This window comes from Vibrio gelatinilyticus (genome assembly GCF_022836845.1).
Lineage (GTDB): Bacteria > Pseudomonadota > Gammaproteobacteria > Enterobacterales > Vibrionaceae > Vibrio > Vibrio gelatinilyticus.
The window spans coordinates 1-15,007 of record NZ_JAJNNZ010000017.1 but is presented as its reverse complement, the minus strand read 5'-3'; the positions used below and the strand labels follow the sequence as shown (position 1 = coordinate 15,007).

Genomic DNA, 15,007 nt, shown 5'->3' with positions numbered 1-15,007 from the left:
GACATGACATGAATGATGTTAATTTACTGTGTGAAATGTGTCAAATTTGTTTTAATTAATTTAGGTTCATCGCGGTTTTCCGGGGAAGGCCGCTTTGATTTTTAAAAAGAAGTAGTCCGTGTCTCTGTAGCCATATCCCATCCGTTTGATAAGCTTGATCTTGTTATTGATGCCTTCCAGCGTGCAAGTATTCAAATGATATGAAGCCGATGCCACGATTCCGTGAAGGTAAGGTTTGAGCTTTCTAGCAAAGTTAATTAGAGGTTGGATCCCACTTTCATTCACCTGCTGCCACCATACTTCCCACAGCCCTTTGGCTTGCTCCTCTGAATCACAATACCAAAGCTCTTTGAGTTGAGCTCCAAGCAGGTGAGTTATCATGAGATCTCGGTTAATCGACAGTATTTGGTCAAGATAACTTTGCTGCTTTACGCTCGAGTTCTCTCGGTTCTTTAAAAGAACCCATCGGGAGCGTTTTATCCAACGACGTGCTTTTTTGTCCGTTTTCAGTTGGTTGGCTTGGTCTACACGAACCCTGTCCATGACCTCACGGCCAAACTTAGCCACGACATGAAACAAGTCATAGACGATACGAGCGTTTGGGCAATGTGCCTGTACTTCAAGGTCAAAAGCTGTGTTCATATCCATCGCCACAACTTCAATGTTGGCAGCATGAACGCCAAGCTCTTCGAAGAATGGGCGAATGTCTTTTCGACTTCGGCCCATTCCAATCCAGAGCACTTGGTGTGTTTGAGCATCAGCAATGACCGTCGCATACCTGTGCCCCTGAAAGATGGCGAACTCGTCCATAACAAGCTGACGTAAATCACCCCAAGCCACCGTTGGTACAACTCGCTTAAGACGTTGTTTATCAATTTCTTTAATCGTATGCCAATGCACTCCAGTCAGCTCGGAGATATGCTTGATAGGCAATAACGGCAGTAACTTTTCAATATAGCCCTTCAAGCGATTTGTGATTCGAGCATATGGAGAAATCTATGAAATAGCTTCAGTTCTTACGCCACAGTCAGGACAGTTTATCCGTCGAGTTTGTACCGAAAGCTCAACAGGAGTATCGAGCATCATTGCTTCTTTTAACACTCGCCACAGGTAGTCATGAATAGAATCAGATGTGCGATCACATGGACACATAGCTGCGGAGTCAGGTTTTAAGGTTATTGTGATTAACGAGTCAGTTTTGTGGCTCTGTATGACTTGAAAGCCTTCCCAGAAGGAAGATAGAAAAGTATTATTCGACATGAAAGCGGTAGTTGTGTGTGTATTTTTGTTTGGCGACTAAAACATACCACAACTACCGTTTTCTTATCGGCTCACGCTAATCCGCGATGAACCTAAAAAAAGCCCAGTCGGCTGACTGGGCTTGATATTATTCTACACAACGTTATTTTTGTAGCAGAGAGATGTCTGCAATTTGCAAGAACAAGTTACGGAGGTTGTTAAGCAGCGTTAGGCGGTTTTTCTTCAGTGCCTCGTCGTCTGCCATCACCATCACGTTGTCGAAGAAGGCATCGACCGGTTCGCGTAGCTCTGCCAGTTTGCTCAGCGCTTCCTGGTAGTTACCAGTCGCAAAAGCAGGTTCTAGTGCTTCTGTCATCACTTCAACGTTTTCAGCCAGTACTTTCTCTGCGTCTTCTGTAAGCAGTGCCAGGTCGATATCGGTTGGCAGTTCACCGTCAAATTTCGCAAGAATGTTACCCACACGCTTATTCGCCGCAGCTAAAGATTCCGCCGCTTCTAGCTCACGGAAGTGAGATACTGCTTTTACGCGCTGGTCAAAGTCAGCCGGTTTTGTTGGGCGACGAGCAAGTACTGCTTGGATGATATCCACGCTGAAGCCTTCGTCTTTGTACCAAGCATTGAAGCGACCTAGCATAAAGTCGATCACATCTTGTTCGACGTTGTCGTTGGTAAGCTTAGTGCCAAACTGTACTTTAGCTTCACGGATAAGGTCGACAAGATCAAGGTTGTAGCCGTTCTCAACGATGATACGTAGAACACCAAGAGAAGCGCGACGTAGTGCGAATGGATCAGAGCCTTTTGGTGCTTGGCCAATACCGAAGATGCCTACAATCGTGTCTAGTTTGTCAGCCATAGCGACTGCAGAAGAAATCCCCGTGCTCGGTAGATCATCACCTGCGAAACGAGGCATGTACTGCTCGTATAGTGCCAGAGCTACTTGCTCATCTTCACCATCGTGAGTGGCGTAGTGCATACCCATCACACCTTGAGTATCGGTAAATTCGAATACCATGGATGTCATTAGGTCACATTTGGCAAGTAGGCCTGCGCGCGTTGCTTTCTCTACGTCAGCATCAATTAATTTGGCGATGTAGCCAGACAGTGCCGTAATACGGTCTGTTTTGTCTTTGATTGTCCCCAGTTGCTTCTGGAATACAGCTTGCTCTAGTTCAGGTAGACGATCAATCAATGGACGTTTACGGTCAGTGTTAAAGAAGAATTCTGCATCCGCTAGGCGAGGACGAACCACTTTCTCGTTACCTTCAATAACGTGGCGAGGCTCTTTTGACTCGATGTTCGATACAAAGATAAAGTTTGGTAGAAGCTTCTTGTTCTCATCGCCATTCTCATATGAATAGACGGGGAAGTACTTCTGATCGCCCTTCATGGTGTAAACCAGCGCTTCTGAAGGAACCTTTAGGAACTCTTCTTCAAACTTAGCGGTAAGTACCACTGGCCATTCAACAAGAGAGGTGACTTCTTCAACTAAATCATCTTCTAGATCGGCAATGCCGCCAACCGCTGCTGCTGCTTTTTGAGAGTCAGCAAGAATGATCGCTTTACGAGCATCGTAATCGGCCATGACTTTGCCGCGCTCTTCAAGAATTGTTGGGTATTGCTCTGCTGAATCGATAGTGAACTCTTGCTCACCCATAAAGCGGTGACCACGAATCGTACGGTCAGAAGTTACACCAAGGATTTCACCTTCGATAAGGTCGCTGCCCATTAGCATGGTTAGCGTTTTGACAGGGCGGATAAACTGAGTCGTTTTATCACCCCAACGCATTGGCTTGGCGATAGGCAGATTACTAAGTGCTTTAGCGGCTAGGTCAGCAACGATTTCAGTCGTCGCCTTACCTTTTACTTCCTGTTTAAACAGTAGCCATTCACCTTTGTCTGTTTTTAGGCGATCCGCTTGTTCGACTGTGATGCCGTTACCGCGGGCCCAGCCTTGAGCCGCTTTGGTTGCGTTACCATCAGCATCAAATGCTACTGATACCGCAGGGCCGCGCTTCTCAACCACTTTGTCTGCCTGACCTTCTGCTAGTGCAGATACTTTAAGTGCTAAACGACGAGGAGCGGCATACCACTTCACACCTTCGTGTGCTAGAGCTGCGCCTTTTAACTCCGCTTCAAAATTTTCAGCGAACGCTTCAGCTAGAGTACGAAGTTGTGTTGGTGGTAACTCTTCAGTACCCAGCTCGATTAGGAATTCTTTAGCCATGATTACTTCTCCTCACCTTGTTTTTTACACATAGGGAAGCCAAGTGCTTCACGTGATGCGTAGTACGCTTCGGCAACCGCTTTAGTGAGGTTACGAATACGGAGGATGTAACGTTGGCGTTCTGTTACGGAGATTGCTTTGCGTGCATCTAGAATGTTGAATGCATGTCCCGCTTTGAGAATGCGCTCGTAGGCCGGAAGCGGCAGTGGCTTCTCAAGCTCAAGTAGCTCTTTACACTCTTTTTCACACTGATCGAAGAAGTTAAACAGGAAACCTACGTCTGCATGTTCGAAGTTGTAGGTTGATTGCTCTACTTCATTTTGGTGGAAGATATCGCCGTATGTCACGTTAGAGCCATCAGGGGCTTCGTTCCATACTAGGTCATACACAGAGTCAACTTCTTGGATATACATTGCAAGGCGTTCGATACCATAAGTGATTTCACCCGTAACTGGCTTGCACTCAAGGCCGCCAACTTGTTGGAAGTACGTAAATTGCGTTACTTCCATGCCGTTTAGCCAAACTTCCCAGCCTAGACCCCATGCGCCTAGAGTTGGGTTTTCCCAGTTATCTTCTACGAAACGAATATCGTGAACTAATGGGTCGATACCAAGCACTTCAAGTGAGCCTAGATATAACTCCTGAATGTTGTCTGGAGATGGCTTTAGCGCTACCTGAAATTGGTAGTAATGCTGTAGGCGGTTCGGGTTTTCACCATAGCGTCCGTCTGTTGGACGACGAGATGGTTGAACATAAGCTGTCGACATTGGCTCTGGGCCAAGTGCACGCAGACATGTCATTGGGTGAGAGGTGCCCGCACCTACTTCCATATCTAGCGGTTGTACAATGGTACAGCCATTTTGTGCCCAATAATCCTGCAGCGCGAGGATCATTCCCTGGAAGGTTTTGATATCGTATTTTTGCATAGTCTATTCGCGCAATTCTCTATGTGAAAAGTTCTGTCTGAAAAAGGTAAAAATAACGATCAAGTATACCCAGATATTGTCCATCCGAGTAGTAGTAATCTTGCCTAATTCTTCACCAAAGGGGTAAAAGAGTACGTTTTTTATAGGTTCATGTTCTTGTTTGCCTCAAAGTGCTAGTTTTACTGGCATTCTGGTCGTAAAAGTAACGCTTTAAGCTTGAGTTTCTCGTTTTGTCTGATTAAAATGTCGCCCGTCTTTGGGGAGTAGCTTATTCCGGCTCTATCAGGAGTTTGAATTCGTTCGTCAACATAATCGGTGCAAAATCACCGTGGCGTTCGAGACTTGTGCCAACAAGTTTAGCAAGACCTTAGACAAATACCATGAACCGGGGTGGGGCATGGCATTTGTCTATGGTTACTTTATTATAATCCCTGCCCTAATGAGCATGTCTTGAGCGTTTTAGCTATATCAATTACTACGGTTGCACTGGCCGAGATCGGCGATAAAACCCAGTTACTTTCATTACTTTTGGCAAGTCGTTATCGTAAGCCAATTCCAATCATCGCCGCCATATTTTTGGCTACTATTGCTAACCATGCGCTCGCAGCTTGGCTGGGTGTGGTTGTAGCCGACTTTTTAACCCCAGAGGTACTTAAGTGGGTGGTGGTGGTGAGCTTTTTAGCCATGGCGGGGTGGGTTCTAATCCCAGACAAACTCGATGGCGATGAAAGTATTTCTAATCGAGGGCCTTTTGTTGCCAGTTTTATCGCGTTCTTCATCGCCGAAATTGGTGATAAAACTCAGATCGCGACGTCGATATTAGGCGCGCAGTATGCCGATGCCCTTATTTGGGTTGTTCTTGGCACTACCATTGGTATGCTTGTTGCCAATGTTCCAGTGGTCATGATTGGTAAATTGTCTGCAGATAAATTGCCATTGACATTGATCCGTAAAGTCACCGCGATATTGTTTGTCGGTTTGGCTTTTGGTGCTGCGCTCTTTTAAAGGTTTGGTGCCTTTTTAAGCATTAACTGACAGAGAGGCCATCGTATTCGTGATGGCCGACATATTTGTGTCAACATCGTCGTGCTATTTTATAGTCATAGATAGAAAACAGTCAGCGAGGGCACGATCATGCTTACACGTTATATGGGAATGACCGCAAAGAATCAGAGTTACTTATTCACTTTTGGTTTTGTATTGACCTTGTTAGGTATGGCGCTTACCGACCTCTGGGTCCCAATGGTTGCAGGTTCTATTATCATGGCGGGCTTGACCGTGGAATCATGGATTCGTGTTGCTCATTTGATACCAATGCACAACGAAATGCGCTTGTTGCAAAAGCAGGTGGCGAAACTTCAGTCAGAAATTAGAACGATAGAATTTGATGACTAGGCTTGTCAAATTGTTAAAAAGGCTGCATTTATGCAGCCTTTTTTATTCCATTCCTTTTTTTATCAAATATTGATAAGGCAAAGTTTCAACCTGTGATGCGATGAGCTGGTGATCCATAAATACGCAAAAACTCGGAATGTCACGCGTTGTGGAGGGATCGTCAGCTGTCACCAGCAAAATGTCGCCATCTTGCATCTTTCTGATTGTCTTCCTGACCATCATTACGGGCTCAGGGCAACGTAATCCTTTTGCTTCAAGGTTGTGCGTGGCCAGTTCAGTATTGATTGTCATAGGTACATCTTATTTCACAAAAAAACAGCCAAATGATACAGATGAAGAAAAATTATGCAATAACACTTGGCAAACAAGTCAATTTGGTTTAACTTAATTTAACAAACTGATAACAAAGAAGCTAGGGAGTAGCTATGTTAACAGCATTGGATAGGCTAACGATATATTCAGTTCTCTGTTTTATTGCTTTTTGCGCTCTGGTATTGAGATCGCCAGTAGACGCTTCTTTTATGCCCCTATTGGGCTTGAGCGCTGCAATTATTGGCATCTGGGTTGAGATGCGCCGCTGGAACGACGTATCAGAAGAGCATGAAAGTTAAGTGTTATAAAAATGTAAAAGACACACTTAGCACACCACATTCCGACACTATCCCCAATTTCTTGGGCTTCCCCGCTGAAAGGCGGGATTTTTTTTTATATGGGAGTAGACTGGTCAATACGCTGTGAGGTTGTGGGTTGTCGTATGGAATTAGAAGAGATATATCGTCGCGATTTGAATTTGTTGGTTGCACTTAAAGTGCTTGTTGAAGAGGGCAGTGTCAGCCAAGCGGCAATCCGCCTTAATTTGAGTCAGTCAGCGACCAGTCGAGTGTTAGGTCGATTAAGAGAACTGCTCAATGATCCACTGTTTACTCGACAAGGACAGCGATTGATCCCGACCAGCAAGGCGCTTGAAATCTGCCAGCAGATTGAGCAACCCTTAGAATCCTTCCGCCAGTTGTTAACCCCAAGTGAGTTCAAACCACAGTATTGTACGGACCGATTCTTGATCGCGACGACCGATTACGCTATGCAGACGATCCTGCCTTATGCTTTGCCTAAAATTTATGAATTGGCACCAAACATTTCTCTGGAATTTGCACCATTACAGCATGAGGCGTTGTTCAAGCAGCTAAGTACCGATAAGGTCGATATGGCCATTTGTCGACCAACGGGTTCAGTCGCGCCTTTGCATCAAGCGGTTCTAGGGCCTGTTGGAGTGTCTTGTTTGCTATCGGCAAATCACCCTCTTGCTGATAAAAAGCTGACGTTGGAAGATTATATCCATCTGCCCCATGCCATGATAGCGATCAGTGATGGCGTCAAAAGCTTATTGGATATGTCGCTGTTGAATCAGCAACCTCGTAAAATGGTGTTGCGGGCCTATCATTTGGAAGCTGCCTTGGCCATTGTAGATAAAATGCCTTTGGTTATTACGGTTCCAGCTGATTTGGCTTACCTTGTCGCAGAGCGATATAACCTTGTCATTAAGCCACTGCCTTTCGAGTTCACCCCTTTTGACTACTCTTTGATTTGGCATACCCGGTGTGATACCTCTGAATCTCAGAAGTGGCTGCGACGAGTGGTCAAAGAAGAGTGTGGTAAGTTGATTGCACGGCGTATTGAAGATGTGGGGTTAGGATAAACAAAAGGCCAGTGATAGCTGACCTTATCAATAGATGTATTCAGTAACTAGATTTTAATGGTGACACGACCAGTCACAGCGCCATTAGTAATGTCTTCTGCAGCTTGAATCGCCTCTTCAAGTGCAACGGTTTTGCTTGCTTGTGCGTAGAAAGATTCGGGTAGCAATGTAGCGAGTTGATCCCATGCCTTAATACGCTTTTCACGAGGGCACATAACAGAATCAACACCTTGTAAGCGAACATTACGCAAAATGAATGGCATTACTGTAGTAGGTAGATCAAAGCCACCCGCTAGTCCACACGCCGCCACAACACCATTGTAATTCATTTGAGCCAAGACTTTAGACAGTAGCTTACTGCCCACAGTGTCTACTGCAGCGGCCCATACTTGACGTTCAAGTGGTTTAGCGGGCTCTTCGAGTTCGCTGCGCTCAACAATGCGTGATGCTCCTAGCGATTTAAGCAGCTCCCCATTAGCAGAAGCTCGGCCTGTTACCGCAGCCACCTGATAGCCAAGTTGGTTAAGGAGAGTGATCGATACGCTGCCCACACCGCCACTAGCGCCAGTAACCAGTACTTCACCGTCTTCAGGTTTTATACCCGCATCAACAATCGCTTGAACACATAGCATAGCCGTAAATCCAGCGGTACCTATTGTCATTACCTTTTCAGCATCTAAGCCTGCTGGCAAAGGGACTAGCCAATCGCCATTTAAGCTGGCTTTCTCTGCCATACCACCCCAGTGGTTTTCACCCACACCCCAGCCAGTCAGCACGACTTCGTCACCTTCTTTATAGCGAGGATCATCCGATTGAGATACGACGCCAGAAAGGTCGATGCCCGGCACCATTGGAAAATTGCGGATAATTTTGCCTTTACCTGTTATTGCTAGCCCATCTTTGTAGTTTAAAGATGAATATTTTACATCTACCTTTACATTCCCTTCTGGAAGCTGTGACTCGTCTACCTGGGAAATAGTAGCGATAGTTTTTTTATCTTCTTGGTTAAGTAACAATGCGTTAAACATGATGTTCTCCAATGAGTTGACGAGTTATCTGTTGCAAAGTGTAGGTGAGAAATGGGCAAAAAAAAAATGAAACTTGAACATTGGATCTATGCGCTATGTGCATAAACAAAAACAGCTCCGCAAGCGGAGCTGTTTCATCATGGTTTGGGCTTATGGACGCTCAAAGATAGTCGCGATGCCTTGGCCTAAGCCAATACACATGGTTGCTAGGCCGATCTTCGCGCCCTTGTCTTCCATGATATTGATAAGGGTTGTTGAGATGCGAGAACCCGAACAGCCAAGAGGGTGCCCCAATGCGATGGCTCCACCATTGAGGTTGACCTTCTCATCGACAGCATCCAGAAGACCTAAGTCTTTCGCACACGGCAGTGACTGAGCCGCAAAAGCTTCGTTGAGCTCAACAATATCGATGTCTTCCATAGTAAGACCAGCGCGCTTTAGAGCTTTTTGCGTCGCAGGTACTGGGCCATAACCCATGATTGATGGGTCGCAGCCAGCAATTGCCATTGAACGGATTCTCGCGCGAATCGGCAAACCCAGTTCATTGGCTTTATCTTCACTCATAATGAGCATGGCAGATGCGCCGTCAGACAGTGCGGACGATGTACCAGCCGTTACCGTACCGTTTGCAGGGTCGAATACTGGACGAAGTTTGGATAGGCCCTCTACATTGGTTTCTGGGCGTATGACTTCGTCATAATCCAAAGTAAAGAGGGATCCATCTTCAGCATGGCCTTCTGTAGGTAGAATTTCGTTCTTGAAACGACCTTCAACAGTAGCGGCTTGCGCGCGCTGGTGGCTGCGAGCGGCGAACTCGTCTTGTTGCTCACGGCTAATACCATGAAGCTTTCCAAGCATTTCTGCGGTTAACCCCATCATACCTGCAGCTTTTGCGACATTTTTTGACAGCTGAGGGTGAAAGTCAACACCGTGATTCATAGGCACGTGGCCCATGTGCTCAACACCACCAATCAAGCAAATGTCAGCATCGCCAACCATGATAGAGCGAGAAGCATCATGCAGAGCTTGCATTGATGAACCACATAATCGATTGACCGTTACAGCACCGACTTCAATCGGCAGTCCTGCAAGCAGTGCAGCGTTTCGAGCGACGTTAAAACCTTGCTCTAGAGTTTGCTGCACACAACCCCAATAGATATCTTCGATTTGGCTTGGATCTACTTGAGGGTTCCTATTTAAGATCCCTTTCATTAGATGCGCGGACAGATCTTCAGCACGGGTATGACGAAACGCACCACCTTTGGATCGGCCCATAGGTGTACGTAGGCAATCAACAACAACAACATTTTTCATTTTGAGATTCCTTATCCTTAAGTGGGTTATAGGTTGCTAGCTTGCTGAGCTTGATAAAAGCTCTCGCCTTTTTCTGCCATATCAACCAGCATTTGCGGTACACGGTACATTGCACCTAGGTCGCTATGCTGTTTTGCCATCGCTACATAATTGGCTACGCCAATAGTATCTAAGTAACGGAAGACACCCCCTTTAAATGGAGGGAAACCTAAACCGTAGACAAGTGCCATGTCGGCTTCTTGTGCCGAAGCAATAATGCCTTCTTGAAGACAAAGTACCACTTCATTGATCATTGGAATCATCATTCGTTGAATAATGGTTTCATCATCAAAAGAACGTTCTGAATCACAAACTGTCGCTAGAAGAGCTGGGACGCTCTCACTCGGTGACTTTTTCGGTCTGCCTTTTTTATCTTTGCTGTACGAGTAGAACCCTTGGCCATTTTTCTGACCATATCGCTGTTGCTCAAAAAGCACATCAATCGCGTCTTTGCTCTCTTTTGCCATACGCTCAGGGAAACCTTCAGCCATCACAGCTTGAGCGTGGTGCGCGGTATCAATACCAACCACATCTAACAAATAAGCCGGGCCCATCGGCCAGCCAAATTGACGCTCCATGACCTTATCAATTTGTGTAAAGTCAGCGCCATCGGCAAGCAACTGGCTAAAGCCACCGAAATATGGAAACAGAACACGGTTAACAAAGAAGCCCGGACAATCATTAACCACAATAGGGGATTTACCCATTTTTGCCGCATAGGCAACAACTCGATCAATGGTTTCATCAGATGTGTGCTCACCACGAATGATTTCGACCAGTGGCATTCTATGCACTGGATTAAAGAAGTGCATGCCACAGAAGTTTTCTGGGCGCTTCATCGATTTAGCAAGAACATTGATTGGAATGGTCGAAGTATTTGACGTGATGACGGTGTCTTCATTGACAAGGCCTTCAACTTCGCTCAGTACTGCCGCTTTAATCTTAGGATTCTCAACAACGGCTTCTACAATGACATCGGCCTCTTGAATACCCGCGTAGTGCAGCGTTGGCGTAATAGACGACAGAATACCCGCCATTTTGAAACCAGTAATGTGGCCACGCTCTAGACGCTTGTTGAGTAACTTAGAGGCTTCATTCATACCCAGATCGAGTGAAGCTTGAGCGATGTCTTTCATGACGACAGGGACACCTTTCAGTGCCGACTGATATGAGATCCCGCCACCCATGATCCCAGCACCCAATACGGCTGCTTTATTGGTTGGTTTACCAGATTTTGCTGCTTTTTTTGCTAACCCTTTAATATATTGGTCATTCAGGAAGATACCAATGAGAGCTTGAGCAACATCAGATTTGGCCAATTTAACGAAATACTCAGCTTCAATAGCTAGTGCTTCGTCACGAGAAAAGCCACTGGCTTTTTCTATTGTCTTTACTGCCGCCATTGGAGCTGGGTAGTGAGGGCCGGCTTTTTGTGCCACTAAGCCTTTCGCCATAGTAAAGCTCATCATTGACTCGAGTTTGCTCAGCGTTAATGGTGACGTTTTTTGTTGGCGGCGTAGTTTCCAGTCTATTTTTTCATTGGCGGCATCTGTAACCGTCTGAATTGCTGAACTATGTAGTGCGTCAGTTTCAACAATCGCATCAATAAGGCCAAGCTTGATGGCTTCATCTGCACGGCACGCTTTACCTGCCGTAATCATTTCCATTGCGCTATCGGCGCCAATAAGTCGAGGTAAGCGAACCGTACCCCCGAAACCCGGCATGATACCCAGTTTGGTTTCGGGCAAACCAACGCTGGTCGTTTTGTCACCAATTCTAAAGTCAGTCGCAAGAATACATTCACACCCGCCGCCCAGCGCATGCCCTTTTATCGCTGACAGAGTCGGTACTGGCAGGTCTTCGAGTTTGTTAAATATGTTGTTGGCAAAAACAAGCCAATTGGCGAGTTCTTGTTCTGGTTTAGCGAATAAACCAAGGAATTCAGTGATATCAGCACCAACGATAAAGGCATTCTTATCAGATGTGAGGATCAAACCTTTGAGATCTGACCATTGCGCAAGCGCATCAAGGGCTTTATCAAGAGATTCGAGAGTAGCTAGGTCAAGTTTGTTAACTGAGCCTGGAGCGCAGAAACATAGCTCAGCTATGCCATTTTGCAGTTCCTTTACCTGTAGAGTTTCAGCTTGGTAAATCATTGTCATTCTCCGTGACAGACGATACGTGATTGTGAAGACGGGTATTATTGTAATAGTGTCTGGTTAGACCAGTTTGGTAAGTGTGAACCTGTATAAATTTTTTTTCAATACATTTTTTAAACAAGTGTTTAACATTATGACCAGGACCTAATCTTTGAGTCAATTGAAATCTGCCGTGATAGAATACCCCTTTTAGGCGACACAGCATTAAAACTGCAATGAACTCAAACCCCTACTTGATACTTGAAACGCCTGTTATCTTTGAAGAAGAGATAAAAAAGAGTGTTTTTATCACGCAAATAGCACCCACATCGAGTGTTGATGAGGCGAAATCATTCATTAATGACGTCAAAAGGCAGCACGCTAGCGCCCGTCATAATTGCTGGGGGTTCATTGCTGGAAGGCCCGAAAACTCCATGCTTTGGGGTTTTAGCGATGATGGAGAACCGTCGGGAACGGCGGGCAAACCCATTCTTGCACAACTTAGCGGTTCAGGGATTGGTGAGTTGACGGCGGTGGTCACTCGATATTCCGGTGGTATTAAGCTGGGTACAGGCGGTTTGGTAAAAGCATACGGTGGTGGCGTGCAGCAAGCTCTAAAGCTTGTTCAAACTATCGAAAAAAAAATCACCACTCTGTTGCGGCTAGAGTTAGACTATAGCCTTATCACTATCGTGCAGACGGAATTAAGTAAGTTTCACGCAGACGAAGTTTCAGCTGACTATAGTGACAATGTGGTTTTGGTCGTGGAAGTAGAACTCAACCAAGCTGATGTGCTAACACAGAGCATCATTAATAAAAGCGGAGCCAAGGTTATGGTTTCCAAGGTCAGAAACAATTAGGAAGTGAGAAGCTCGTCTTCGACCAATAATACATGCAAATTCGTTCAATTATCCGAATCGTCGGATTACTGCTGGCTCTATTTAGTGTGTCGATGCTGGCGCCGGCCCTCGTTGCGTTACTATATCGTGATGGCGCAGGTGTGCCATTCGTAACGACGTTTTTCGTCTTATTGTTATGCGGCGGCTTTTTTTGGTTTCCTAATAGAAAACATAAACACGAACTTAAGGCTCGAGACGGCTTTTTGATTGTGGTGTTGTTTTGGACCGTTATCGGCAGTGCGGGTGCTTTGCCGTTTTTACTATCAGACAATCCCAATGTTTCAATAACGGACGCTTTCTTTGAGTCATTCTCAGCTCTGACTACCACTGGCGCGACAGTCATTGTCGGCTTAGACCATCTTCCTAAGGCGATACTTTTTTATCGTCAGTTTCTTCAATGGTTCGGTGGTATGGGGATCATTGTACTGGCCGTCGCTATTTTGCCAGTACTCGGTATCGGTGGGATGCAGCTATACCGTGCTGAAATTCCAGGCCCGGTAAAAGACAGCAAGATGACTCCTCGCATTGCAGAAACTGCGAAAGCGCTTTGGTATATCTACCTGAGTCTGACTATATTGTGTGCGGTCGCATTCTGGTTGGCGGGTATGACTCCTTTTGACGCCATTTCTCATAGTTTTTCGACTATCGCTATTGGTGGATTTTCGACGCACGATGCCAGTATGGGGTATTTCAATAGCCACGCCATCAATATGATTACTGTTGTCTTTCTTCTTATTTCAGCCTGTAACTACTCGCTTCACTTTGCAGCATTCGCTTCTGGTGGGGTGCATCCAAAGTACTATTGGAAAGATCCTGAGTTTCGAGCTTTTGTCTTTATTCAAGCCGTACTCTTCGTTGTGTGCTTTTTATTGCTGCTAAACCATCAGAGTTATGACTCCATTTATGACACGTTCGATCAGGCATTATTCCAAACCGTTTCGATATCGACTACAGCAGGTTTTACAACCACTGGCTTTTCAGAATGGCCGCTCTTTCTGCCCGTACTTTTGCTTTTTTCCTCTTTTGTTGGGGGGTGTGCAGGTTCAACAGGCGGAGGAATGAAAGTTATCCGAATTCTTCTGCTCTCTTTGCAAGGTGCGAGGGAAATGAAACGACTGATCCACCCAAGAGCCGTCTACACCATCAAAGTCGGAGGCAGTGCACTTCCACAACGTGTCGTCGACGCGGTATGGGGTTTCTTCTCGGCCTACGCTCTTGTTTTTGTAGTGTGTATGCTGGCATTGATCGCGACTGGTCTCGATGAGCTCAGTGCGTTTTCGGCCGTCGCCGCAACACTTAATAACCTTGGCCCTGGTTTGGGGGAAGTCTCCCTTCACTTTGGTGACATTAACGACAAGGCCAAATGGGTACTCATTGTCTCTATGCTATTTGGGCGTTTAGAGATTTTTACGCTACTGATATTACTAACGCCTTCTTTCTGGCGTAGTTAGCTAAGGACTCACAGTGACAAAAGCATTGCTAATGTATTCTTCGCGAGAAGGGCAAACCAAAAAGATAGTCGAATATATAGCGGAGCAACTCTCTGGTATGGATTGCGATATCGTCGACCTTCATCAGAACGCTGAGCAGATAGACCTTCAAGCATATGACAAGGTCCTGATCGGTGCCTCTATTCGCTATGGTAAATTGAATAAAAAGCTTTATCGCTATATAGAGGACAATGTTGCCCAGTTAGAAAAGCTAAATGCGGCGTTTTTTTGTGTCAACTTGACGGCTCGAAAGGAAGAGCAAGGCAAGGATACTCCGCAAGGGAGTGCTTACATTAAAACCTTCCTTCGTAAATCGCCTTGGCAGCCTTCTTTAATTGGTGTTTTTGCAGGCGCGCTTTATTACCCTCGTTATAACCCCTTTGACCGTTTTATGATAAAACTGATTATGACCATGACGGGTGGGGAGACGGATACGTCAAAAGAAGTCGAATATACTAACTGGGAAAAAGTGGCGATATTTGCCAGTAAATTTAGTCAGCAATAGAGAAAACGTGATTTTTTGAGCTCTTTTGTAGGCTTTTTAGCCGAATGGTAAAAAAGTCAGGAAAAATTCAAAAAAGGGCTTGCCAATGTGATG

At 45.6% G+C, this 15,007-nt stretch carries 13 protein-coding genes and 1 pseudogene; 7 read left to right on the top strand and 7 right to left on the bottom strand.

Annotated elements, in window-relative coordinates:
* Positions 1–66: 66 nt before the first annotated feature.
* From LNL84_RS16675 to glyQ, 3 genes and pseudogenes are all read right to left on the bottom strand, one after another.
* Positions 67–1,260 (bottom strand): annotated as a pseudogene (locus LNL84_RS16675) (ISL3 family transposase).
* Between the two features lie 142 nt (positions 1,261–1,402).
* Entirely contained in the window at positions 1,403–3,484 is a 2,082-nt protein-coding gene (gene glyS / locus LNL84_RS16670; RefSeq protein WP_244358769.1) for a glycine--tRNA ligase subunit beta, read from the bottom strand.
* A gap of 2 nt (positions 3,485–3,486) precedes the next feature.
* Positions 3,487–4,410, bottom strand: coding sequence for a glycine--tRNA ligase subunit alpha (gene glyQ, locus LNL84_RS16665; protein ID WP_244358768.1), 924 nt, complete (start codon positions 4,408–4,410; stop codon positions 3,487–3,489).
* Between the two features lie 450 nt (positions 4,411–4,860).
* Between glyQ and LNL84_RS16660 the strand changes: the two genes are divergently transcribed.
* Together LNL84_RS16660 and LNL84_RS16655 are read left to right on the top strand one after the other, a co-directional pair.
* Positions 4,861–5,415: a TMEM165/GDT1 family protein gene (locus LNL84_RS16660; protein WP_244358767.1), complete on the top strand. Its 555-nt coding sequence runs from the start codon at positions 4,861–4,863 to the stop codon at positions 5,413–5,415.
* A 129-nt stretch (positions 5,416–5,544) separates the two neighbouring features.
* The gene (locus LNL84_RS16655) at positions 5,545–5,805 is read left to right on the top strand and encodes a hypothetical protein (RefSeq protein ID WP_244358765.1); all 261 of its coding nucleotides are present in this window, start codon (positions 5,545–5,547) and stop codon (positions 5,803–5,805) included.
* 42 nt (positions 5,806–5,847) lie between these two features.
* Here the strand turns inward: LNL84_RS16655 and tusA are convergent, their stop codons facing one another.
* Positions 5,848–6,096, bottom strand: coding sequence for a sulfurtransferase TusA (gene tusA, locus LNL84_RS16650; protein WP_244358763.1), 249 nt, complete (start codon positions 6,094–6,096; stop codon positions 5,848–5,850).
* A 134-nt stretch (positions 6,097–6,230) separates the two neighbouring features.
* On the opposite strand from tusA, the gene LNL84_RS16645 reads away from it, so the two are divergent.
* Entirely contained in the window at positions 6,231–6,416 is a 186-nt protein-coding gene (locus LNL84_RS16645) for a hypothetical protein (protein ID WP_244358761.1), read from the top strand.
* A gap of 143 nt (positions 6,417–6,559) precedes the next feature.
* Positions 6,560–7,501, top strand: a complete 942-nt coding sequence (locus LNL84_RS16640) for a LysR family transcriptional regulator (RefSeq protein ID WP_244358760.1) — start codon at positions 6,560–6,562, stop codon at positions 7,499–7,501.
* 47 nt (positions 7,502–7,548) lie between these two features.
* Here LNL84_RS16640 and acuI read toward each other — a convergent pair whose 3' ends face one another.
* The 3 genes from acuI to fadB all read right to left on the bottom strand — a co-directional run bounded on the left by acuI (position 7,549) and on the right by fadB (position 12,038).
* The gene (gene acuI, locus LNL84_RS16635) at positions 7,549–8,529 is read right to left on the bottom strand and encodes an acrylyl-CoA reductase (NADPH) (RefSeq protein ID WP_244358759.1); all 981 of its coding nucleotides are present in this window, start codon (positions 8,527–8,529) and stop codon (positions 7,549–7,551) included.
* Positions 8,530–8,679: 150 nt separating this feature from the next.
* Complete coding sequence (gene fadA / locus LNL84_RS16630) at positions 8,680–9,843, bottom strand: acetyl-CoA C-acyltransferase FadA (RefSeq protein ID WP_244358758.1); 1,164 nt, start codon at positions 9,841–9,843, stop codon at positions 8,680–8,682.
* Positions 9,844–9,869: 26 nt separating this feature from the next.
* Positions 9,870–12,038, bottom strand: a complete 2,169-nt coding sequence (fadB, locus tag LNL84_RS16625) for a fatty acid oxidation complex subunit alpha FadB (RefSeq protein WP_244358757.1) — start codon at positions 12,036–12,038, stop codon at positions 9,870–9,872.
* 218 nt (positions 12,039–12,256) lie between these two features.
* On the opposite strand from fadB, the gene LNL84_RS16620 reads away from it, so the two are divergent.
* Genes LNL84_RS16620 through hemG form a run of 3 tightly spaced genes read left to right on the top strand, consistent with a single transcriptional unit; the run spans position 12,257 to position 14,914 of the window.
* Positions 12,257–12,880, top strand: a complete 624-nt coding sequence (locus LNL84_RS16620; RefSeq protein ID WP_244358755.1) for a YigZ family protein — start codon at positions 12,257–12,259, stop codon at positions 12,878–12,880.
* Between the two features lie 32 nt (positions 12,881–12,912).
* On the top strand, positions 12,913–14,370 hold the full coding sequence (locus tag LNL84_RS16615) for a TrkH family potassium uptake protein (protein WP_244358754.1): 1,458 nt from the start codon (positions 12,913–12,915) through the stop codon (positions 14,368–14,370).
* Positions 14,371–14,383: 13 nt separating this feature from the next.
* A complete protein-coding gene (gene hemG, locus LNL84_RS16610; protein WP_244358752.1) occupies positions 14,384–14,914 on the top strand; it encodes a menaquinone-dependent protoporphyrinogen IX dehydrogenase in 531 nt (176 codons plus the stop codon).
* The last annotated feature ends 93 nt before the right edge of the window (positions 14,915–15,007 follow it).

Coding starts and splice junctions, on each gene's coding strand:
- glyS (WP_244358769.1), bottom strand. CDS start 3,484: ATGGCTAAAGAATTCCTAATCGAGCTGGGTACTGAAGAGTTACCACCA.
- glyQ (WP_244358768.1), bottom strand. CDS start 4,410: ATGCAAAAATACGATATCAAAACCTTCCAGGGAATGATCCTCGCGCTG.
- LNL84_RS16655 (WP_244358765.1), top strand. CDS start 5,545: ATGCTTACACGTTATATGGGAATGACCGCAAAGAATCAGAGTTACTTA.
- tusA (WP_244358763.1), bottom strand. CDS start 6,096: ATGACAATCAATACTGAACTGGCCACGCACAACCTTGAAGCAAAAGGA.
- LNL84_RS16645 (WP_244358761.1), top strand. CDS start 6,231: ATGTTAACAGCATTGGATAGGCTAACGATATATTCAGTTCTCTGTTTT.
- LNL84_RS16640 (WP_244358760.1), top strand. CDS start 6,560: ATGGAATTAGAAGAGATATATCGTCGCGATTTGAATTTGTTGGTTGCA.
- acuI (WP_244358759.1), bottom strand. CDS start 8,529: ATGTTTAACGCATTGTTACTTAACCAAGAAGATAAAAAAACTATCGCT.
- fadA (WP_244358758.1), bottom strand. CDS start 9,843: ATGAAAAATGTTGTTGTTGTTGATTGCCTACGTACACCTATGGGCCGA.
- fadB (WP_244358757.1), bottom strand. CDS start 12,038: ATGATTTACCAAGCTGAAACTCTACAGGTAAAGGAACTGCAAAATGGC.
- LNL84_RS16620 (WP_244358755.1), top strand. CDS start 12,257: ATGAACTCAAACCCCTACTTGATACTTGAAACGCCTGTTATCTTTGAA.
- LNL84_RS16615 (WP_244358754.1), top strand. CDS start 12,913: ATGCAAATTCGTTCAATTATCCGAATCGTCGGATTACTGCTGGCTCTA.